General features: G+C 40.2%; 24 protein-coding genes and 1 tRNA gene. 9 read left to right on the forward strand and 16 right to left on the reverse strand.

Translation table 11 applies throughout. The features are described 5' to 3' along the window. The first annotated feature begins 71 nt into the window (after positions 1-71). Both folB and EGM47_RS02220 read left to right on the forward strand, forming a co-directional pair. Positions 72-428, forward strand: coding sequence for a dihydroneopterin aldolase (gene folB, locus EGM47_RS02215; protein WP_124979130.1), 357 nt, complete (start codon positions 72-74; stop codon positions 426-428). An 82-nt stretch (positions 429-510) separates the two neighbouring features. Continuing rightward, positions 511-581 (forward strand) — tRNA-Cys (locus tag EGM47_RS02220). 36 nt (positions 582-617) lie between these two features. Here EGM47_RS02220 and EGM47_RS02225 read toward each other — a convergent pair. Continuing rightward, positions 618-1,403: a LysE family translocator gene (locus EGM47_RS02225; RefSeq protein ID WP_124979131.1), complete on the reverse strand. Its 786-nt coding sequence runs from the start codon at positions 1,401-1,403 to the stop codon at positions 618-620. A gap of 186 nt (positions 1,404-1,589) precedes the next feature. Then, a complete protein-coding gene (locus EGM47_RS02230; protein ID WP_124979132.1) occupies positions 1,590-2,264 on the reverse strand; it encodes a head GIN domain-containing protein in 675 nt (224 codons plus the stop codon). A 415-nt stretch (positions 2,265-2,679) separates the two neighbouring features. Here EGM47_RS02230 and EGM47_RS02235 point away from each other — a divergent pair, with 415 nt between their 5' ends. Continuing rightward, positions 2,680-2,862: a hypothetical protein gene (locus EGM47_RS02235; protein ID WP_124979133.1), complete on the forward strand. Its 183-nt coding sequence runs from the start codon at positions 2,680-2,682 to the stop codon at positions 2,860-2,862. Positions 2,863-2,941: 79 nt separating this feature from the next. Here EGM47_RS02235 and EGM47_RS02240 read toward each other — a convergent pair whose 3' ends face one another. After that, positions 2,942-3,391 (reverse strand): DUF6265 family protein, encoded by a 450-nt coding sequence (locus EGM47_RS02240; RefSeq protein WP_124979134.1) that lies wholly within the window; start codon positions 3,389-3,391, stop codon positions 2,942-2,944. Positions 3,392-3,500: 109 nt separating this feature from the next. Then, the gene (gene rnr, locus EGM47_RS02245; protein ID WP_124979135.1) at positions 3,501-5,699 is read right to left on the reverse strand and encodes a ribonuclease R; all 2,199 of its coding nucleotides are present in this window, start codon (positions 5,697-5,699) and stop codon (positions 3,501-3,503) included. Between the two features lie 153 nt (positions 5,700-5,852). On the opposite strand from rnr, the gene EGM47_RS16255 reads away from it, so the two are divergent. From EGM47_RS16255 to EGM47_RS02265, 5 genes are all read left to right on the forward strand, one after another. Further along, positions 5,853-6,026, forward strand: coding sequence for a hypothetical protein (locus EGM47_RS16255; RefSeq protein WP_164510806.1), 174 nt, complete (start codon positions 5,853-5,855; stop codon positions 6,024-6,026). 563 nt (positions 6,027-6,589) lie between these two features. Continuing rightward, a complete protein-coding gene (gene rpiB, locus EGM47_RS02250) occupies positions 6,590-7,021 on the forward strand; it encodes a ribose 5-phosphate isomerase B (protein WP_124979136.1) in 432 nt (143 codons plus the stop codon). 11 nt (positions 7,022-7,032) lie between these two features. Then, on the forward strand, positions 7,033-7,308 hold the full coding sequence (locus EGM47_RS02255) for an acetyltransferase (protein ID WP_124979137.1): 276 nt from the start codon (positions 7,033-7,035) through the stop codon (positions 7,306-7,308). 68 nt (positions 7,309-7,376) lie between these two features. Beyond that, entirely contained in the window at positions 7,377-7,637 is a 261-nt protein-coding gene (locus EGM47_RS02260; protein ID WP_124979138.1) for a hypothetical protein, read from the forward strand. Positions 7,638-7,728: 91 nt separating this feature from the next. After that, positions 7,729-8,172 (forward strand): GNAT family N-acetyltransferase, encoded by a 444-nt coding sequence (locus tag EGM47_RS02265; protein ID WP_124979139.1) that lies wholly within the window; start codon positions 7,729-7,731, stop codon positions 8,170-8,172. 55 nt (positions 8,173-8,227) lie between these two features. On the opposite strand, the gene EGM47_RS02270 is transcribed toward EGM47_RS02265, so the two are convergent. The 10 genes from EGM47_RS02270 to rnpA form a co-directional block, all read right to left on the reverse strand. Continuing rightward, positions 8,228-8,833 carry a hypothetical protein gene (locus tag EGM47_RS02270; RefSeq protein WP_124979140.1) on the reverse strand — a complete coding sequence of 202 codons (606 nt, stop codon included), beginning with the start codon at positions 8,831-8,833 and terminating at the stop codon, positions 8,228-8,230. Next, positions 8,830-9,729, reverse strand: coding sequence for a cation diffusion facilitator family transporter (locus EGM47_RS02275; protein ID WP_124979141.1), 900 nt, complete (start codon positions 9,727-9,729; stop codon positions 8,830-8,832). The genes EGM47_RS02270 and EGM47_RS02275 overlap by 4 nt, the downstream gene beginning before the upstream one ends. Positions 9,730-10,009: 280 nt before the next feature. Continuing rightward, positions 10,010-10,162 carry a Sua5/YciO/YrdC/YwlC family protein gene (locus tag EGM47_RS02280; RefSeq protein ID WP_124979142.1) on the reverse strand — a complete coding sequence of 51 codons (153 nt, stop codon included), beginning with the start codon at positions 10,160-10,162 and terminating at the stop codon, positions 10,010-10,012. Between the two features lie 45 nt (positions 10,163-10,207). Further along, entirely contained in the window at positions 10,208-11,239 is a 1,032-nt protein-coding gene (arsB, locus tag EGM47_RS02285; RefSeq protein ID WP_124979143.1) for an ACR3 family arsenite efflux transporter, read from the reverse strand. Next, complete coding sequence (locus tag EGM47_RS02290; protein ID WP_124979144.1) at positions 11,236-11,844, reverse strand: arsenate-mycothiol transferase ArsC; 609 nt, start codon at positions 11,842-11,844, stop codon at positions 11,236-11,238. Before EGM47_RS02290 ends, arsB begins: the two co-directional genes overlap by 4 nt. A 12-nt stretch (positions 11,845-11,856) precedes the next feature. Then, a complete protein-coding gene (locus tag EGM47_RS02295; protein WP_124979145.1) occupies positions 11,857-12,324 on the reverse strand; it encodes a DUF6428 family protein in 468 nt (155 codons plus the stop codon). A gap of 41 nt (positions 12,325-12,365) precedes the next feature. Beyond that, entirely contained in the window at positions 12,366-12,698 is a 333-nt protein-coding gene (locus EGM47_RS02300; protein ID WP_124979146.1) for an ArsR/SmtB family transcription factor, read from the reverse strand. A gap of 48 nt (positions 12,699-12,746) precedes the next feature. After that, positions 12,747-13,805 (reverse strand): OmpA family protein, encoded by a 1,059-nt coding sequence (locus EGM47_RS02305; RefSeq protein WP_124979147.1) that lies wholly within the window; start codon positions 13,803-13,805, stop codon positions 12,747-12,749. After that, the gene (locus EGM47_RS02310) at positions 13,805-15,457 is read right to left on the reverse strand and encodes a S41 family peptidase (RefSeq protein WP_124979148.1); all 1,653 of its coding nucleotides are present in this window, start codon (positions 15,455-15,457) and stop codon (positions 13,805-13,807) included. The genes EGM47_RS02305 and EGM47_RS02310 overlap by 1 nt, the downstream gene beginning before the upstream one ends. A 105-nt stretch (positions 15,458-15,562) precedes the next feature. After that, complete coding sequence (gene rnpA / locus EGM47_RS02315) at positions 15,563-15,928, reverse strand: ribonuclease P protein component (protein WP_124979149.1); 366 nt, start codon at positions 15,926-15,928, stop codon at positions 15,563-15,565. Between the two features lie 687 nt (positions 15,929-16,615). On the opposite strand from rnpA, the gene EGM47_RS02320 reads away from it, so the two are divergent. Next, positions 16,616-16,972, forward strand: coding sequence for a hypothetical protein (locus EGM47_RS02320; protein WP_124979150.1), 357 nt, complete (start codon positions 16,616-16,618; stop codon positions 16,970-16,972). Here the strand turns inward: EGM47_RS02320 and EGM47_RS02325 are convergent. Next, positions 16,962-17,840, reverse strand: a complete 879-nt coding sequence (locus EGM47_RS02325) for a DMT family transporter (protein ID WP_317126853.1) — start codon at positions 17,838-17,840, stop codon at positions 16,962-16,964. The two genes, EGM47_RS02320 and EGM47_RS02325, sit on opposite strands and share 11 nt — an antisense overlap. A gap of 140 nt (positions 17,841-17,980) precedes the next feature. Next, positions 17,981-18,514: a hypothetical protein gene (locus EGM47_RS02330; protein ID WP_124979152.1), complete on the reverse strand. Its 534-nt coding sequence runs from the start codon at positions 18,512-18,514 to the stop codon at positions 17,981-17,983. Positions 18,515-18,526 lie beyond the last annotated feature (12 nt).

The following is an 18,526-nucleotide window of genomic DNA, read 5'->3' on the forward strand; positions in this document are numbered from 1 at the left end:
TGCTATGCTTTTAACACCTACAAATCTAAGGTATATTTTACTCGCAAACATGAAGGCTCTATCTTTGTCCCATGCATCAAATACTACTTGAAAATGTACGTGTGGTCACCAACCACGGCTGCCTTAGGGAAGAAGAACTTATTGGCAGCGAATACCGTGTAGACCTAAGTGTTACTACAGATCTTACGAAAAGCGCACAAACTGATGAATTATCGGATACTGTAGATTATGTTTCCCTCAATCGCATCATTGTGGAGGAAATGGCTGTGCGTTCTAAGCTACTCGAACAAGTAGCACAACGAATTTTAGATCGGATATTTTCGGAAGAACCTATGGTTCAACGGGCACAGGTAAAAGTAGCCAAAATCAATCCTCCTATAGGCGGCGACGTTGAAAAGGTAATTGTCTTGATGGCTCAAGATCGTTGAGTCCATACATAGAGTTTTAGCTTAAATTCTTCCGGAAGAATAGGAAACGTAAGGAATTTTGTTATTTTTGCCCTCCCGATAGGGTACCATGGCCGAGTGGCTAGGCATGGGTCTGCAAAACCTAGTACAGCGGTTCGAATCCGCTTGGTACCTCTCAATCATCCCCAATCTGTATGGATTGGGGATTTTTTATGGGGTTTGGGGAATTTCCTTTGATCTATCTACCCCTTCTGTATCGGATTTCACCTTTTCGTTGAACTCTTCTAATCCTTCTAGATCTGGATCGATGGGTTCTACATTTTCAGGGATGATGTGCAATTGGTTTTCTAAATTTTCTGATGCGCTGGGAAAAGTACCCTTAAATACCAATACTATTCCACAAATACCAATGATGATAGCAATAATACGCTTGAGCCAAAATATCCTAAAAGGCGTGAGGTATCGATTCAAACTTTTGGCTGCAACGATTTTAATCAAATCAATCAGAAAATAAATTGCTAATACAGCAATGAAAAAATTACGTATACGAGCTGGATCGTTGTCCAAAGTAGGCCCAATACTGACGATCATTAGTAACCAAAACAATAATACACCTATATTGATGAAATTGAGAAAAAATCCTTTCATCAAAAGTTTGAGGTAATTGTTTTTTTGCGGAATAATTTCTGAGGTATTGATCTCTTTCAGGTAGGATTTCTTTGTTTTGATAAAGGAAATCACACCGTACAAACATAGAATTGCTCCACCAAAAATAAACAAGGCAGGGTCGTCTTTTAACTTATCCAATAAGGCGCTGGTAGCAAAATACCCAATGAGAATAAAGCAAAGATCTGCAATAATTACTCCCAAATCCAGCGATACAGCTGCCCTGAACCCTTTGATTACACTGGTTTCCAGAAGAGCAAAAAATACCGCTCCGGGCATAAATGCAAGTAAGAATCCAAGTGGGATAGCACTGATGATGTCGTCTAGCATGAACTACGTAGTTGTCGCTCAAAGGTAGCAAAACGGCATAGCTTATCAAATTGGAGAAAAACCACCTTCTTTATCGCCTATCCTGGCGTAGTTTACTAGGGATTTAACTAGTAAAGCATTTGAATAATTACCAAAAATTAGTTTGAAAATGAACAAAGAATAGAAACTTTCGCGTTGAGCGCTATTCTACTCGTGAATATGGATATCTCCACCCAGAATACTCTTTTTAGACACCTTTTTTGGGTGACCATATACATCCACTTCTCCACCAGCTCTAACATAAACATCTACTTCATCAGAGGCAAAGACTTCAACCTCTCCTCCAGCCTGTACCTTTACCTTGGTATAATCGGTTTTGAGATTTTGATTTTCCACAATACCGCCGGTGTTAGCAACAATTACCTGACTTTCTGATACACCCGATAGCTCTACTATCCCACCAGTAACCGCTCTGACCTGTAAATTTTTAACCGCCATTCCCGCTGTTACTCTGGCACCTTCCTGCACCCTAACTTCTAATCGATCCTGTTCAAAGAGTTCGTTAGATAGTATCACCGCACCCTCGTTGCCATCAATGGTTTTTAATGATTTGTAATACACGTGAACAAAAGTTTCTTCACCGTCAAAGATCTTATCGGATTTCATGCGGATTTTAAGCAATTCATTTTTCTGGACAAATTCTACATCTTCTGCATCCTGGCCCGTAATGACAATTTTGGATTCATCGGATTTAACCAGATTGACCGTAATTAGATCAAATACTTTGATGGTGTCGAAATCAGCTACATTAATTTCACGTGGATTTTGAGCAGGAAGTAATTGGAAAAAAGCCAAAAACACAAGAGAGAGAATAAGTTTCATAAGTATGGTTTAGGTAAGGATGCACTGAAATTTAAATTGTTACAGTTGAGTCAAAAAGCCATAGATCAAAATAGCCAACATGAGAAGCGCCCAAGTGTATGATACAACTTGGGCGCTCCTACTAACCAACCAAAAAACTTTATGAAAATTATTAAATAACCTTCACCTATGTAGTCATAGAGGTCCTTTCATCCTTACAAATCAGCTTCATACTTACCGGAATAACTTAGAGTTTTCAATAAGTTATAAAGTACTCTTCCTGTTGCATTGAATACTTAAAAATGAAATCAATAGAAAATCCCGGGTCGTCCAAAAGACTTCCCGGAATTTTCACTAACCAACCAAAAAACTTTATGAAAATTACTCTCATAACCTTCATTAATAATGTTTCAAATGCCGTGCCAAACTATTATGCATGCATAATAAAATAGAAGAATCCCGTCATCTAGGGAAAGACACGGGATTCTTACAAACCAACCAAAAAAACTCACTTTACTGCTTTTTCCATCCCGAAGAAAGCAATTACTTTATGAAAAATGTAATGAGTAGTACTACCCTTTTACAGCACAAATATCTTGCACTATCCGAACTACAGTAAAAAGGATTGGAAATATTTTAAATTTATCGGTAAACATCATATTAATTCGATGAATAACAATTTTTAAAGGTATTAAATGCTAATCTTCTCGAATAAAGTCAAATTCTAACCGGCTATCTGTATTAGAAATACTTGCCTTCAAGGTGTCACCAGATTTGAAATAATTAATATGAGTGGGGAACTCATTATCTAGATTCACAGCGGTAAATTCTTGATGACTACTTTCTATAATTTCAAAAACAGTAGGGGTTTCATTAACGCCCTTTACCTCCAGATACATCTGACCAGATTTGTAAGAATTGATCAACATTTCTTCGTAAAAAACGGTATCTCCATGATGGAGTGTCCATCCATAGCCTTGTAATTTTCCGTCTATTGTTGGATACCATCGCTCATACGTCTCCTGGTCAGGTTGATCCCCGACCCGCTGATACCTTCCCAACATCCAGGAATATGTATCTAAGGGTTCGGAAGATTCTTTACAGGACATACAACCGATCAACAGCAAAGTGATAAAAATTAACCGCATTTCAACGTCTTTTGAGCTTCCATGTATCAATATAATGAGCCGAGTTGGTATGGATTTCTAGCTGCAAAAATGGCATTCGGAGGTTTTCCGTGAAGAATTATTGTTTGTATTAACTTTCTACTTCTTCTCTACTCCCCACCATCCAGAAATCAAGGTGCTTTTTAACCAGATCAGCATTTTTTACCTTAACGTATACCTCGTCTCCCAGCGTATAGGTATTCTTGGTCCTGCGACCTACAACTGCAAATTCCTCTTCTACATACTCATAGCTATCGTCATCCAGATCGCCGAGCCTGACCATACCTTCACATTTATTGGATATGATTTCTACGTAAATACCCCAATCAGTTACGCCCGATATCACGCCCAGGAATTCCTCATCAGCATGATCCTTCATGTATTTGACTTGCATATACTTAATGGAATCCCTTTCGGCCTTTGTGGCCAAAATTTCCATATTGGTACTGTGAACGCATTTTTCTTCGTACAGCTTTTCATCCACACTTTTACCACCATCCAGGTAATGCTGTAACAAGCGATGCACCATCACGTCAGGATATCGCCTGATCGGACTGGTAAAGTGAGAGTAGTAGTCAAAGGCAAGGCCATAATGACCAATATTCTGTGTGGAATATTCTGCTTTGGACATGGTACGGATCGCCAGTGTATCTACCATATTTTGCTCTTTGGCTCCTTTTACCTTTTCCAAGAGCTTATTCAAGGAATGCGTGATGGTTTTACGATCCCGTAAATCTAGTTTGTGACCAAATTTAGTCACAATATTCGCTAATGCGCCAAGCTTTTCATCATTCGGCTCATCGTGAATCCTGTAAACAAAAGTTCGTTTAGGTTGTTTTTTACCGATAAAGGCAGCCACTTTACGATTGGCCAACAACATAAATTCCTCGATTAATTTATTGGCATCTTGTGAGGTTTTAAAATAGACTCCTGTGGGTTCTGCATTTTCATTTAAATGAAATTTGACCTCAGTTTTGTCAAAACTCAGCGCACCAGATTGCATGCGATTGGCACGCATCTTTTTGGCCAATCGGTCCAGGGTAAGGGTTGCCTCAACTATAGGTTCTTGTATTTGGGTTTGCTTTCGCGAAAGCGATATTTCAGCAGGGATGATTCCTTTTCCAGTTTCAATAATGTGTTGGGCTTCTTCATAGGCAAAACGCTGATCGGAATGGATGATGGTACGCCCAAACCATTCTTTGTGGATTTTACACTGTTCATCCATCTCAAAAATTGCTGAAAAACAGAGCTTGTCTTCATGCGGATTTAAGGAACATACACCATTGGATAGTACCTCGGGTAGCATAGGTACCACGCGATCCACTAAATAAACCGAGGTAGCACGGTCATACGCCTCGTGCTCTAACACACTGTCTGGCTTCACGTAGTGGGAAACATCAGCAATATGGATTCCTATTTCATACTTTCCATTGTCCAGCGGTTGGAAGGATAAGGCATCGTCAAAATCCTTAGCATCAGCTGGATCTATCGTATAAGTCAAGGTCTCCCGCATATCCCGACGTTTAGAAATTTCTTCTGCAGAGATGCTTGTATCCAGCTTTTGGGCATGGTTTTCTACATCTTCCGGAAATTCATAAGGTAGACCGTATTGCGCAAGAATAGCGTGAATTTCAGTATTGTGCTCGCCTGGATCGCCCAGGATATCTTTGACCCTCCCATTGGGAGAGTCCTGTTTTTCATTCCATGCCACAAACTCGACAAGCACCACTTGACCGTCCTTGGCTCCATTGATTTCACGTCCAGGAATAAAAAAATCAGTTTGAACTTTAGGATCAGTTACTTTGACAAAGGCAAATTTTTCATGTACCTCGATTTCCCCTACAAATTCGGTTTTCGATCTTTTAAGCACTCGGGTGATCTCACCTTCAGGCTGCTGTCCCCTGCGACGATGATACACGTAAACTTCTACCTCGTCACCATTGAGGGCTTGTCCTAACGATCTCCTAGGGATCATTATATCTTCTTCCAGTTCTTCTGTGATGACATAACCGGTTCCCCTAGAACTAACATCGATGATTCCAGTATAGTAATCGATGGCCTTAATGATTTTGAACTTGCCTCGATCGACTTCTTCAATTTTGCCTTTTGACTTGAGCTGGTGAAGTTTTTTTATGACTTGGTTGCGGCCGCTTGCATCGGTGATACTTAGTTTGGCGCAAATTTGCTTGTAATTATAACTATTATTCGGTTCTTGCTTTATGGCATTGAGTACCGACTGACTCAAATTCTGAAACTTTGTTTTTGAGTTTCTCTTTTTCTTTTTCTTCATATTGTGTACAAAGTTATGCTTTTAAAAGTTCATCCAATCAAAAGCCACTTAAAACCAATAAAATAACTTTCCAATAATCTTGAGTTAACATTATTTTAAGAAAGTTTATTATCTTTGTAACTGAGAATTACATCAAAGGTATTTCTCAAAAGAATGATGCGTTTTAAAAAGCCCTTACTTACTACCTATATATTTACTGGTATTCTTATCGCTGGACTGATCACGCTAATTATTCTGACTGCCAAGGCCCTGGATTCTGACGCCCATCGGTTACCCTATGAAACTTCCTCCAGCGCTACAACCATTTTCGGTCCTCAAACCCTTTAGTATTCTCTATTTTTCTAATTTTTTGCGGGTTCAATTTGTAAAAATTGCGTTCGTAGCCACTTTAGATGTTTTCAACATTTATATACAATAGATATTTTCTTTTTAAATTTTTAAATAAAAAATGATGATGATGATGTAGTGTGAATAGCGGTATAACTTTTCAGGTTTTTTTTTGCTTATGATTAACCTTTCAAGTTATCGCCACTTATTCACATGTTATAGAATTGTTAAGATATTGTTTTCTAGTTCGATGCAGATATAGGTCCATAGTTTTACACACCTGTTGACAATTCAATTGCTCAAATAAATGTCAATAAACAATAAAAATTCTGCTGTTGAATTCTGCAATAATTGGTCTGAAAACTCGCTAGAAAATCCTGTAGTTATATTTTGGATTTGACAATTAAAAATGGATATGGACTATTCCGTTCAATTTTGCAAACAAATTTTTTCCTTTGATATCAACAGGTTCTAAAATGTTTATGAATCGTGTAAAAGCGGGCTTGTTGATAACTGCTCAAGCGTATGTATTAGCTTAAATTTGTGGTATAAATATCTAGGTAATGAACATCTCTATAGGTAACGACCATGCAGGTCCAGATTATAAGAAAGCTATTGTCAAAATGCTGACGCAGCGCGGTCATCAAGTCACCAATCACGGTACGGATGATTTTGACAGTGTAGATTATCCTGATTTTGCTCATGCAGTAGGAAAAGATGTGGATCAAGCTAAAGCAGACCTTGGGGTATTGATTTGTGGAAGTGCACAAGGGGTTTCTATGACGGCCAACAAATATCAGAGTGTACGTGCTGCCGTATGTTGGACCAAGGAAATTGCTGGGTTATCTCGTGAACACAACAATGCCAATGTCATTTGTATTCCTGCCAGATTTACTTCCATACCTCAGGCAGTAGCACTGGTAGAAGCCTTTCTGGATACCGAATTTGCCGGTGGCCGCCACGATAGACGTGTCAACAAGATAGCCTGTTCCTAACAATTCCAGTGATGGATCTTTCCAAACGTCAGGCTTATTTTGATTTAGCCAAGGAATTGGTAGGTCGTTATCCACATTTAAAATTTGATGATCACTGTTATTGGCGTATTGCCTTGGACAACACCCTGAATAACAAATGGAAAAATGTGATTCCGCCTCCAGCCTATCGCAATTTGACCGAGGAACAACTGGATTACACCCTTCATTTGTTGCGTAGTTATCTTCAGGATGAGCAATTATTGCTGGAACACAATAAGAATTCATTAGCATACCGCCAGGACAATTGAATGTATCTTAGTGGCCAGAATGTGAAAGTAAAACCCACTAAAAGGGACGCTTTCACGAAAATAAATCCATGAAAAAAGAGGCCTCTATTATCATTCACCAACTGCGTACCGCCGTGCATCCACAGAAAAAACTCATGGAAATCTGGCGGGAATTGGAAGAATTTGAGGAAGATGAGCGAGAGGCCACACTCGATGCTTTGGATACCAGACGTCAGGAACTGATGGCCGAAGGTGATGAAGAATTTGGTGAAATGTTGGAAAAAATCATCACGGATATCAGGGTAGGTGTAAAACCGCCACGACCCAAAAATGTTCCCAAACGTTTCTAAGACTTTTCTAGACCAACAGCAAGGCTGCAGATGAACCATGGCTCTATCATTGAGTATCTATTTTAAATCCCTGAGTTAGCACTCACAACGTATGAAAATACAAACCAAAACCTTTGACGAATTAAGTACAGACCTGCTTTACGCGCTGTTGCGACTGCGGGCCGAAGTATTTGTGGTTGAACAGGATTGTGTTTATCAAGACATAGATAATAAGGACCAAAAAGCCATTCATATTTTAGGTTTCGAGGATTCGGATCTAGTAGCCTACACTAGATTTTTTGCACCAGGGATCTACTTTGAGCAGGCCAGTATTGGCAGAGTGGTGGTGAGAACGCAACATCGTGGTAAATCCTACGGGAAGGAAATAATGGAAGCCAGTATCGCTTTCGCGAAAGCGAATTCATACAACTCAATCAAGATTTCAGCCCAATGTTATTTGGACAACTTCTATAAAGAGCTTGGTTTTATAGACACTGGAGAGCGTTATCTGGAAGATGGTATTCCGCACCAGGCCATGACCATGGAGTTGACCTAATGACTCTGAAGATAGGTAGCGTTTTATTCTTTTTGAATTAAAGATTAGCACCTATTTACCAAGTACTTATCCAGTATGGAATTTCTGAAATCAAAAAACTACCACTTATACTGGTGATGAATGTTACCCAAAAGATTCTATGCGTTCGATAGATACGTCGGGCATGAACCCAGGGATAGAGAAAAATAAAAATGGGCAACACTAAAAGCATCCAACCATAGCTGTGCCATAATAATTGACTTAGTTTGCTAAGATCGGCCAAGATCAACGACGACCCCATTTTAAGTATAACAAAGGGAATCAATGCCAATACAAATAAGGCTTGATAATATACTTTCCATAATTCAAAACGCCTGATCTTGGCTGTGTGAAGTGTACCGGTCATCCAGCAAAGGAAACAAAAAACAAATCCGATGCTGGTGGAAAACAAGGCCATCAAAAATCTGCTTCTGAATTCTGAATTTAAACTAAAATCCTGGGTTGATCTGATGTAAAGAGGTTGAAGTTCATAAAACAATTCCAGCATTAACGGAACCGAGCACCTAATTAAAATAGTGAGCACAATACCTAAAAAAATACCCCACCAAAATCTGCCTGGCCCAATTTCATTGATGTTAAGTGTAGGCTTAGAAAAGAAAATAATGCGAGATTCTCTATTCATTCAGTTATTTTCTGTAACTCTGTTTCTGCGACCGAACAATCCTTATCCAAGGTTTCCATCTCCAGTGTAATGTGTTCAAATGCATATCCTTGAAGTATGTAAATAATCTTTTGCTTGATTTCTGCCAGCTCTGTCAGCGAACTTACACCTGTTACTCTGACATGGCTACTGAATACATGATGTTCACCATCTTGGGACCATAAATGCGTATGATGTAGGGAATCTACCTGAGCCAACGCGAGAATCTTGGTTTTGATGAGCTCTAGATCCACATCAGCAGGAACGCCTTGTAAAAACAAAAAACTCGTCTCGCGCAATCGCTTAAATACGTTATATAAAATGTATAATGTAATAACCAGGGAGAGGGCTGGATCCAAGTATAGATTGTCATAAAAATATAGGATAACAGCTACCACGAGTACGACGGCCCAACCCAACACATCTTCAATCAAGTGCCATGAGATGACCCGTTCATTCATGGATTTTCCCTTACTTAGTTTCCAAGCCGCAAATCCGTTGACGGCAACTCCCACGAGGGCAAAAAGAATCATTCCCTGGGCATCGCTGCTTTCTGGATGCAAGATTCTCATTATAGCCTCATAGATTACATAAGCCGAACCTAGTACCAGCACCAAACTATTAATCATCGCGCCCATCAGGGAAAAACGTCTGTACCCAAATGAATACCGCTTATCCGCCTGTTGTTGTGACTTGTGTTGTAAATACCAGCTCGTACCTAGAGAAAGGGAATCTCCCAGATCATGGACTGCATCAGAGATGATAGCAACGCTATTCACATAATACCCACCGATAAATTCCAATATGGTAAATCCCAAATTAAGAAAAAAAACCAGCTTTAAATTACTGGAGGCCTTGTGATGGTGATCGTGTGGCATGATAGAAAGGTAGGAAGATATCTCTATTTATTAAGCAAGGTGAACTTATTTTTTTCTTTCGCGAAAGCGGAATCAATAAGCGTGTTTTTGTCTGATAAAGCTTCAGGACTTGCTTTCCTGCCTGTTCTCAGTGCTTCAAAAACTGCTGCTTTTAATGATCATCATTGTGTCCATGGCCGTGATGACTAGTATTGCCAAAAGGTTTCCAGATAACATCTGCGCTTAGGATAAATCCATCTGAGGCGCATAGATCTCATCAAAAACCGGCGGTCTTGGCGTATCAATGTTCACCGTGAGAGAAAATACGCATGATCGCTTTTTTACTGTAAATATTTCCCGCCAACCTGTAAACCGTTTCTGTAGGAATGGCAACGACTCCTTCTTTGTTTAGGGTGTCAACTGCCTTTTCTATGTTTGTCCAAATGGGCGTCATAAGTGTAGACGAAATATGCTATAAATATTGCTTTCTAATAGGGAATCAACGATAGTATTTCTTCTTGAGCCAAAAAGACACTCTCACCAGTAATATCAAGGCAGGAACTTCCACTAATGGCCCTATAACCCCAGTAAATGCCTGACCTGAATTCAATCCAAACACGGCAATGGCTACCGCGATGGCCAGTTCAAAGTTATTTCCTGCTGCCGTAAAGGCGATGGCGGCATTTTCACTATAGGTTGCGCCTCGATATTTACTGATAAAAAACCCAATTAAAAACATTACTATAAAGTAGATCAACAGCGGTACGGCGTTCAACAGCACGTCATAAGGGATCTCTACGATCAGCTCCCCTTTAAGAGAAAACATCAACACAATCGTCAATAACAGCGCAATCAGCGTCAAGGGAGAAATGGAAGGAATAAATACCTGTTCATACCATTGCTTACTTTTAAGCCGCACTAAAATCAAACGACTGAGAATACCCAGTAAGAAAGGTATGCCTAAATAAATCGCGACACTCTCTGCGATGGTGGCAATGGAAATGTTCACGATGGCACCATCAATGCCAAAATAAGGCGGTAATATCGTAATGAACAGCCAGGCATAAAAGGAATAGGCAAAGACCTGAAAAACACTATTGAGTGCCACCAGTCCCGCGCCGTATTCTGGAGATCCGTCAGCAAGGTCATTCCATACTAGTACCATGGCGATACAGCGAGCAAGTCCTATTAAAATAAGCCCAACCATATACGCTGGGTGATCCTGTAAAAAGATCAATGCCAGAGCAAACATCAACACTGGACCGATGATCCAATTGAGCAGCAGGGAAATGCTCAGGATCTTGGTGTTTTTAAAGACTTTGGGCAATAGTTTATAGTCGGCCTTGGCCAAAGGCGGATACATCATTAAAATCAATCCAATGGCAATCGGGATATTAGTCGTTCCTGAATTCATGGTATTGATCACCTCAGAAATTGATGGATATACATATCCCAAAGCGACACCTATGGCCATGGCCAGAAATATCCAAAGGGTCAAATTACGGTCGAGGAAGCCGAGTTTCTTTTTCATTGGATTTGAGAAAAAACATAATAGAGTTCCGCAGCAATTTCCAGACTTCTAGAGAAATATACTTCCTCTTGCTCTGGGCTGCCATCCGAAGATTTAGGATCTTGGTAGGGTAGTGCAATCCGACGCAAAGCACCTGGAATAAACGGGCAATCATTATCGGCACTAGAACAGGTCAGTATTGCCGCAAAATCCTGGGTAGGATTGAACAGGTGATCATATTTTTTTGAAAACCCTATGATGGATGGGGAGGCCTGATCAAATCGTATGCTGTGGATAGGATTTTTCCCATTACTCAAAGTTTCCATTCTGAAGCCGGCAGCGACTAAAGCTTCTGCAGCAGCCGGGAAAAGCGCCGTGGCTTCGGTTCCACCAGAATAGCAAAATAGGTTGGACAGCTTAAAGTAAGCAGCCATTGTTTGCGCCCATACCTGGGACAAATGACTGCGTCTGGAATTATGCGTACAAATAAAGATCAAGTTGATTATTTGAGAATGATCTTTGCGATCCTGAACAAAATCACGCAATTGGTTGAGGTTTTGCTTTCGCGAAAGCGGTATTTCTACCTCCTTTAAATCTCTGATCGTGTTTTCAATGTGGTCAAACATGAGTATCGTCTTTTAGCAGCAGCCTGATCCCGGAGCGCAGGAATTTTCTTGGGACAGTTGGGACAGCCTGATTTTTGGTTTTTGCGGAGAGATCCCACAAGCTTCTTTGGCTAGACAATCTGTGGCTGTGCTTACCAAATGAAAATTCGTCCCATCATGTTCAAGCAGATATTTTCCGATGGTATGGGACTGATATTCTACTTCAATCTGTGCATTAGGTAGGCCTAAGGTTGTCTCTGCCATGCTGATAATTGATAGCAATTTTTGTGGAGATAGGCGATGGTCGGTATCATCATCTGTCCAGAGTTGGAAGTTGATCTTGGTTTCCAGGCGCTCAGTCCCTCCACAATCCACAAAGTGACGCAGTATCTTGCCTACTTCAGTCACATGAAAATGAGCGGGAACTTGTTGACCGTTTTCCAGTTGGAACTGCAACACGTCTGTCTTGGACAGCAAGTCTTTGAGGGTGGATAAATTCATGGCTTATATTGTAATATTACGATTATTGAAACTAAATTTTTTTAACAGCAGTCGTTTAAAATAGCAGCATCGAGGTTGAGGAAAGGGGAAAGCAAGTCTTTCATTACAGACCAATTTTTTTGGTCGATACAGTAACAAACACTTGTGCCCTCGACACTGCCTTTTATAAGTCCAGCAGATTTAAGTTCTTTTAAATGTTGTGAAATGGTAGGTTGCGCTAGCCCAACGACATCAACAATATCACCGCAGACGCAAGATCGGCGAGCAAATAAATACTGAATAATGGCGATGCGCGCAGGATGGGCCAAGGCTTTGGTCATTCTGGCCATATGGTTTTGTGCAGGGGTAAATATTTCTGACTTGGTCGCTCCCATCTTATTGATTGTGAAAATACAATGAAGTAATGAAAGCACCAAAAACTTTTATCCCTCTGGATCGATTTTTGTGATATACAACTCAACTCGTCGATCCAGTTTATCTATCCCTCCCAAGGGTTTGGTGCGCCCAAAACCTTTGTATTTCATGCGTTTGTACCACACGCCGCGTTTTCTCAGAATGTTGAATATAGCTTTGGCGCGATCATGGGACAGGTTTGATTTACGGGTGTCTCGATTGTAGGCATCTTTGTAAACCGGATTGATACAACACACATGACCATGGATTTCAAAATGGATATCCTCTCGGGCGACCAGGATTTCGGCAACCCTTTCCAGTAAAGGTTGGGATTCTTCCAGAACAGTAGAGCGCCCTTTGTAGAAAAGGATGTTTTCCAAACGTATTATTTCGCCTTTTTTCAAGTTCTTTTTAAGCAAACTTTTAAAGGGTTCCTGCGTGTTGTCAAAGGGTGGATCTAGATTGGTGGGTATATCTAGGTATTCTTCTTCTATTTCCTCTTCTACTGGGTTTATTTTTTCTTCTTCCATCGAAGTAGACGTCGGGATTGCCTCCTGAGATTCGGACTGTTGAATAACGGTTTCAATCACCTTTTTTTCATAGGTCTTGATTTCCTCTTGTTCTTTTTCGGTGAGTTCATTTTTGCTGAGCTTGGCGATCTCAATGCGGTCGGCGATATTCTTTTTGAGAGAGAACACAATATCCACCCTGCGATTTTGGGCTCGCTCATCTTCTACGGTTAGTTCTTCCGAACCTTCCTCCAAAGCGATTTCCCCTTTTCCTTCGATAGTTTTTTTGATGTGGTCGGTGGTGATGCGATGTTCTTGGAGCCATTCGGAAACAGTTTCCACCCTGCGATTGGACAGATCCATATTATACTCATAGGAGCCTCTATCGTCACAATAACCATAAATCTGCACGTCCAACAGAGGTTTATACAACAGATCATCAAAAAATGCATTGAGCTGCTTGCCCTCGCTAAAAGAAAATTGATCCTTGTCCAGATCAAAATACACCGTGTGCGATTCAGTGAGTTGCGCCTGGCAGAGACAGCCGAAAAATAATATGACCAGTAGGAGTTTGTGCATTATTTCAATATACGTTGGTACTGGCTTTCATCTTCCAAAACTTCAATTGCTGCCTTGATTTCTGGATTGTTTTTAATCTGATAGTTATAGAGACCTTCCCGGTAAAAATACCTTTTGACAATCTCATCGGTAAGCAGGCTTTTTATTTCTGGCTTTTTATCCATAATTTCCTTTCTCTTGGCCTGCTGGATAATTTTGATCATGGCGTCATAAGAAGTTTTGATATCGTCATCCAATTCCTCATTGCGTGCGGTTTGGTATGCTTTCGCGAAAGCGGACTCTGTTACAGTTTCAAACTGGAAACCTCTTGCTTCTACCCAATTCACGAAGTCTTGGAAATCTTCATCGGTAAACTGGATTTTATATAAATCTTCATACTGATGCTTGTAATAGTATTCGGTCGCATAGTCAAAAATCGAATTCTCTTTGAGTAGGGCTGTGGTAATAGGGGAGTAGGCAGCAGTTTCAATATTGATGTCTGGTTCAATACCACCACCATCATAGACTGTACGACCGCTGTTCACTGTTTTATAGGCTTTATAATCTTCTTGTTTGGTTCTCACTGCATCACCATTTTCATCCCGATTCCAATAGTCCAGCGCCTGAATACATCGGCCTGCAGGCGTGTAATATCTAGAGATGGTGATTTTTACCTGGGTACCATAAGAAAGCGGTTTGGGTCTTTGCACCAAACCTTTACCAAAACTTCTTGCACCTACAATCACGCCCCTGTCATAATCTTGAATACTACCGCTCACAATCTCACTGGCACTAGCACTGCGCCCGTTGATCAAAATTGCAAGAGGCATTCCCTCAAATTCTTCATTGCGTTTAGTCAGGTAGGTTTTGTTATACTTATCGATATGGGATTGGGTGCTGGTAATCAATTTACCCCTGGGAACGAATAGGTTGGACACATTGACTGCCTCGCTTAATAAACCACCTGGATTCCCACGCAAGTCTAGGATGATTTTTTTGGCACCCTTTTCCTTTAGATCTTCAATTGCCGCTTTGGTTTCCTTGGATGCCTTTTCATTAAATTTTGAAAGGACCACATAACCTATTTCTGGTGTGGCCATTTCGTAAAATGGAACTGCCTGTACATCTACACCTGCTCTTTTAAGTGTGGCAGAATTGGTTTTACCCTGTCGTTTGTAAACCACCGTCAATTCTGAACCTTCAGAACCTTTGAGCAAATCTCCTGCATTGTCATCATAATCAGAGATCATGACATTGTCGATTTGTATAATTTCATCCCCAGCTTTAAGACCAGCTTTATCTGCCGGGTAATCCTTCCATGGTTCAACGATGATAATTTTGTCATCCCGAGAACTTACTTGCGCACCAATTCCAGTATAAGAGCCTCGACGGTTAATTTTTGATTCTTCTACCTCCTGTTCAGTCCAGTAGACTGTATATGGATCCAATTCCTCCAGCATACCCTCAATGGCTTTATCCATCAAATCGGCTGGATTAGTGTCATCCACATAATTCATATTGATTTGTTTATACATTTCTGTAAAAATCTCGATCTGTTTGGCGATCTCAAAAAAATCATTTTGAAAACTGGCCGTAGATAAGAGCAAACCTGCGGCAATAATGGGCAACAAAATCTGCCTTTTGATATTTATACTGGAATGTTTTGAACTCATTTGTGTAAAAATCTGGGAATTAAATATAGACTAAAACGATGTAAGCGCCATATTCTTGTCTTAGAAGCTGTTTTTCAAGTGTTTTGAATAAATCTTTAATAGGTTTTATGTAGAAGGATATCTTTTATTGAGCTCCTTGATCAACCCAGCTACCAAACTTATACAATGCTTAAAATCTGGTATTTTACCGGACTGATAAATGAATAAAAACTCTAAAGGTGTTTCAGTTTGGAGCTGGTGTTGTTGTAGGCGATAACTCTCCCTGAGTAGGCGTTTGACACGATTGCGGTCTGTGGCCTTTTTAAAATAACGCTTAGAAACACTCACACCCATTTGATGGGAATTGCACCTTTCCCCCATGTGGAAAACACAACGTACGGCTCCCTTACGTATGGATTGGCCGTCCGTAAAGAGACGTTCAATAGCTTTTCTACTCTTGAGTTTCTTGTTTTTCCCCAATGAAAATTTCATGGGTGCAAAGATAGGGAAGCCATATATGGTAAAGTAAAAAACCGATAGCGGAAAGTCATCGTTTTTGGGTGTAGTGACTGCTTTTCAATCCTTGGAACATGTAGATCGGACCAGTCCAACAGGCACCTGGATTTTATGTCCAGTGATATCGCTGGCTCTCCTCGATAAATAACTTTGTCTTTTTGATTGAAAGTAATCATGCTTAACCAGTTCGTTGAATAGGCTTTTATAGCTTTATTTATGTCTAAAGTAATTCTCTTGTGGGGGTAGCGATGCTGCAGGTGCCATTCTATTTGTTTTGAAAACCTCTGTATGCTTCGTTGAAGTATTTGATTTTCATTATAAATAACTGATTTAGTTAGGAAAATAATGATAAGGCTTGAGACCTGTTGAAACAGCGATTTAAACAGGCATTGGATATAGTTGACAAATACAATCTCCAGTTATAGAGTTTCCAGAAGTTCAGCATCAGACTCAATTCACCCTGAGCGACCTATAGTTTACAGTTGTAATTCGCCTTCCGACCACCATCAAAAATCTTACAAGGATAAAGGTTGGCCACGGGCGATAATATTCTTGCTAATGAGTATTGACGGAAGATATTGATGCTCTTAGCATCTTGGTCATTCAAATCAAGCCTATTTATTTTAACTTCTGCAATTATCTGGATGGCGGTATATTTGTCCTATGACGAGAGACGAAAAGCTCAAGGAACGATGGGCACGAACCGTGGCCTTTTTTCAGGACAGATTTGCTGATGGAGATGAGATGGACTTGGATGGGATACTTTTTGTGATCGGAGTCCAAGAATTAGGTCAGCTGCATAGAAAATTTAAGAAGGATGAAAAGCTGCAGCTCATGCATATCGCAATTTGTAGGGTGTTGGAACCTTACGGGTACTATGAATTCTCGCATTTCGACGACGACAAGTGGCCACACTATATTATGAAAGAGAAACTACCGGCACTTAAAGCTGGAGAGCAGAGTTTACTGATGAAGGAGGCCATAGTGAATTATATGCTGGTTGGCGAACTTATCGAGTAGACTGCTTTCTTTTTTCACTGGTGACCAGAATGACCGCAAAAATAATTACTGCCGTGGCCAGGCCTTGCCATAAATTGAAGCGTTCACCATCCATAATTCCCCATGTCAAACCTATGATGGGCATTAGGTAGGTCACAGAGCTGGCAAAAACAGGGGAGGTAATCTGTACCAATTTATTAAACATAATTTTTGCTGCGACTGTACCGAATAAGCAGAGGATCAAGATATATCCTAAACTGGTCAAAACATCTTCATCCTGATAATCCAAGGAGGCTCCATCTGAAGCAAAGAAAACAATCAAGGCTAGCGGTAAGATGAATACAAAATTTCCGGTAGCAATGGCCAGGGGCTTGACCTCTTGCAGGTATTTTTTGATGATATTGACATTGGTGGCATAACAGCTACAAGCTATAAACACAAGGCCAGCAAAAAGATAATTTTGATCTGGATTATTTTCCATGCCTGCAAACACTAATCCTATGGCTCCGGCCAATCCGATAATAACACCCAAGAGCTGCTTTCGGGAAAATGATATCCCAAATACCAAGGCTCCCAGAATTAAAGTAATCAACGGGACAGTCGAATTGAGAATCGCACTGATCGCACTATCAATCTCGGTTTGTGCATAAGCAAATAAAAACGCTGGAAATAATGTACCTAGCAAACCCGATATGAATAACCACAACCAGTCCTTTTTGGAGGTTTTGGCAAAAGATCTCCAGCCGATACTTATGAGGATCAAGGAGGACAAAATTGTGCGTAATGCTCCAACTTGTAAAGGCTGTAAAGTAAAGGTGTCGCCTTCTTCCCCCAAGGCTTTTTTGATCAGAATGAATGAAGTACCCCAGATAACACTAAGGCTGAACAAATAAACATATTTTAATCGGGATGGATTCATTGGCAAATTAGAGCTGCAAAGGTCAGCTATTTTTATCCAAAGTTTATCCAAAAGAAAAACCCGATTTGAAATCTTATTTCAAATCGGGTTTAAACTATTATTATTTAAAATCAACTATTAAATGCTCTTAATACTCCAGAATAGGTTCCTGTAGCAACTCCGTCGGGTGTAACAATGGAAAATGTGAGTGTGTACCGATTTCCATCACGACTTATACTTAATGTTCCATCCTCTCCTTCTGCTTCAGTGGCGCACATTTCAGTTTGAGAATTACAATCCAAACCGTAACTTAACACGGTGATGGCAAAGTCTTCAGTTGAATTACTGAAACTATAAGTTCCTTCCTTTAAACCAGAAGATTGATCAGTCCATAATTCAAAATATATAACATCACCCATCCCAGAGGCTTCTCCAGCTTCATCAAGGTTAACGCCGTTTGAGAAAAGGGAAATATCAAAATTATAGATTCCGGTAGGTCCCTCTCCGTAATTCAAAACGACACCCTTATTCAGCGAATAGGAGCTTCCGTCAACGCTAAAGCTACCCGTTGCGCTGCTCGATGAACCGCCATCATCGTCACTACTACATGATATCAATGAAACGACAACAAATGCTGTCAACAAAAAAGATTTAAAAATTTTCATATGGTTGGATTT

The sequence above is a fragment of the Nonlabens xiamenensis genome (assembly GCF_003865345.1).
In the GTDB taxonomy this organism is placed as follows: domain Bacteria; phylum Bacteroidota; class Bacteroidia; order Flavobacteriales; family Flavobacteriaceae; genus Nonlabens; species Nonlabens xiamenensis.

Excerpts from the sequence above, each read along its gene's own strand:
- folB (WP_124979130.1), top strand. The coding sequence starts at position 72 with ATGCATCAAATACTACTTGAAAATGTACGTGTGGTCACCAACCACGGC.
- EGM47_RS02225 (WP_124979131.1), bottom strand. The coding sequence starts at position 1,403 with ATGCTAGACGACATCATCAGTGCTATCCCACTTGGATTCTTACTTGCA.
- EGM47_RS02230 (WP_124979132.1), bottom strand. The coding sequence starts at position 2,264 with ATGAAACTTATTCTCTCTCTTGTGTTTTTGGCTTTTTTCCAATTACTT.
- EGM47_RS02235 (WP_124979133.1), top strand. The coding sequence starts at position 2,680 with ATGCATAATAAAATAGAAGAATCCCGTCATCTAGGGAAAGACACGGGA.
- EGM47_RS02240 (WP_124979134.1), bottom strand. The coding sequence starts at position 3,391 with ATGCGGTTAATTTTTATCACTTTGCTGTTGATCGGTTGTATGTCCTGT.
- rnr (WP_124979135.1), bottom strand. The coding sequence starts at position 5,699 with ATGAAGAAAAAGAAAAAGAGAAACTCAAAAACAAAGTTTCAGAATTTG.
- EGM47_RS16255 (WP_164510806.1), top strand. The coding sequence starts at position 5,853 with ATGATGCGTTTTAAAAAGCCCTTACTTACTACCTATATATTTACTGGT.
- rpiB (WP_124979136.1), top strand. The coding sequence starts at position 6,590 with ATGAACATCTCTATAGGTAACGACCATGCAGGTCCAGATTATAAGAAA.
- EGM47_RS02255 (WP_124979137.1), top strand. The coding sequence starts at position 7,033 with ATGGATCTTTCCAAACGTCAGGCTTATTTTGATTTAGCCAAGGAATTG.
- EGM47_RS02260 (WP_124979138.1), top strand. The coding sequence starts at position 7,377 with ATGAAAAAAGAGGCCTCTATTATCATTCACCAACTGCGTACCGCCGTG.
- EGM47_RS02265 (WP_124979139.1), top strand. The coding sequence starts at position 7,729 with ATGAAAATACAAACCAAAACCTTTGACGAATTAAGTACAGACCTGCTT.
- EGM47_RS02270 (WP_124979140.1), bottom strand. The coding sequence starts at position 8,833 with ATGAATAGAGAATCTCGCATTATTTTCTTTTCTAAGCCTACACTTAAC.
- EGM47_RS02275 (WP_124979141.1), bottom strand. The coding sequence starts at position 9,729 with ATGCCACACGATCACCATCACAAGGCCTCCAGTAATTTAAAGCTGGTT.
- EGM47_RS02280 (WP_124979142.1), bottom strand. The coding sequence starts at position 10,162 with ATGACGCCCATTTGGACAAACATAGAAAAGGCAGTTGACACCCTAAAC.
- arsB (WP_124979143.1), bottom strand. The coding sequence starts at position 11,239 with ATGAAAAAGAAACTCGGCTTCCTCGACCGTAATTTGACCCTTTGGATA.
- EGM47_RS02290 (WP_124979144.1), bottom strand. The coding sequence starts at position 11,844 with ATGTTTGACCACATTGAAAACACGATCAGAGATTTAAAGGAGGTAGAA.
- EGM47_RS02295 (WP_124979145.1), bottom strand. The coding sequence starts at position 12,324 with ATGAATTTATCCACCCTCAAAGACTTGCTGTCCAAGACAGACGTGTTG.
- EGM47_RS02300 (WP_124979146.1), bottom strand. The coding sequence starts at position 12,698 with ATGGGAGCGACCAAGTCAGAAATATTTACCCCTGCACAAAACCATATG.
- EGM47_RS02305 (WP_124979147.1), bottom strand. The coding sequence starts at position 13,805 with ATGCACAAACTCCTACTGGTCATATTATTTTTCGGCTGTCTCTGCCAG.
- EGM47_RS02310 (WP_124979148.1), bottom strand. The coding sequence starts at position 15,457 with ATGAGTTCAAAACATTCCAGTATAAATATCAAAAGGCAGATTTTGTTG.
- rnpA (WP_124979149.1), bottom strand. The coding sequence starts at position 15,928 with ATGAAATTTTCATTGGGGAAAAACAAGAAACTCAAGAGTAGAAAAGCT.
- EGM47_RS02320 (WP_124979150.1), top strand. The coding sequence starts at position 16,616 with ATGACGAGAGACGAAAAGCTCAAGGAACGATGGGCACGAACCGTGGCC.
- EGM47_RS02330 (WP_124979152.1), bottom strand. The coding sequence starts at position 18,514 with ATGAAAATTTTTAAATCTTTTTTGTTGACAGCATTTGTTGTCGTTTCA.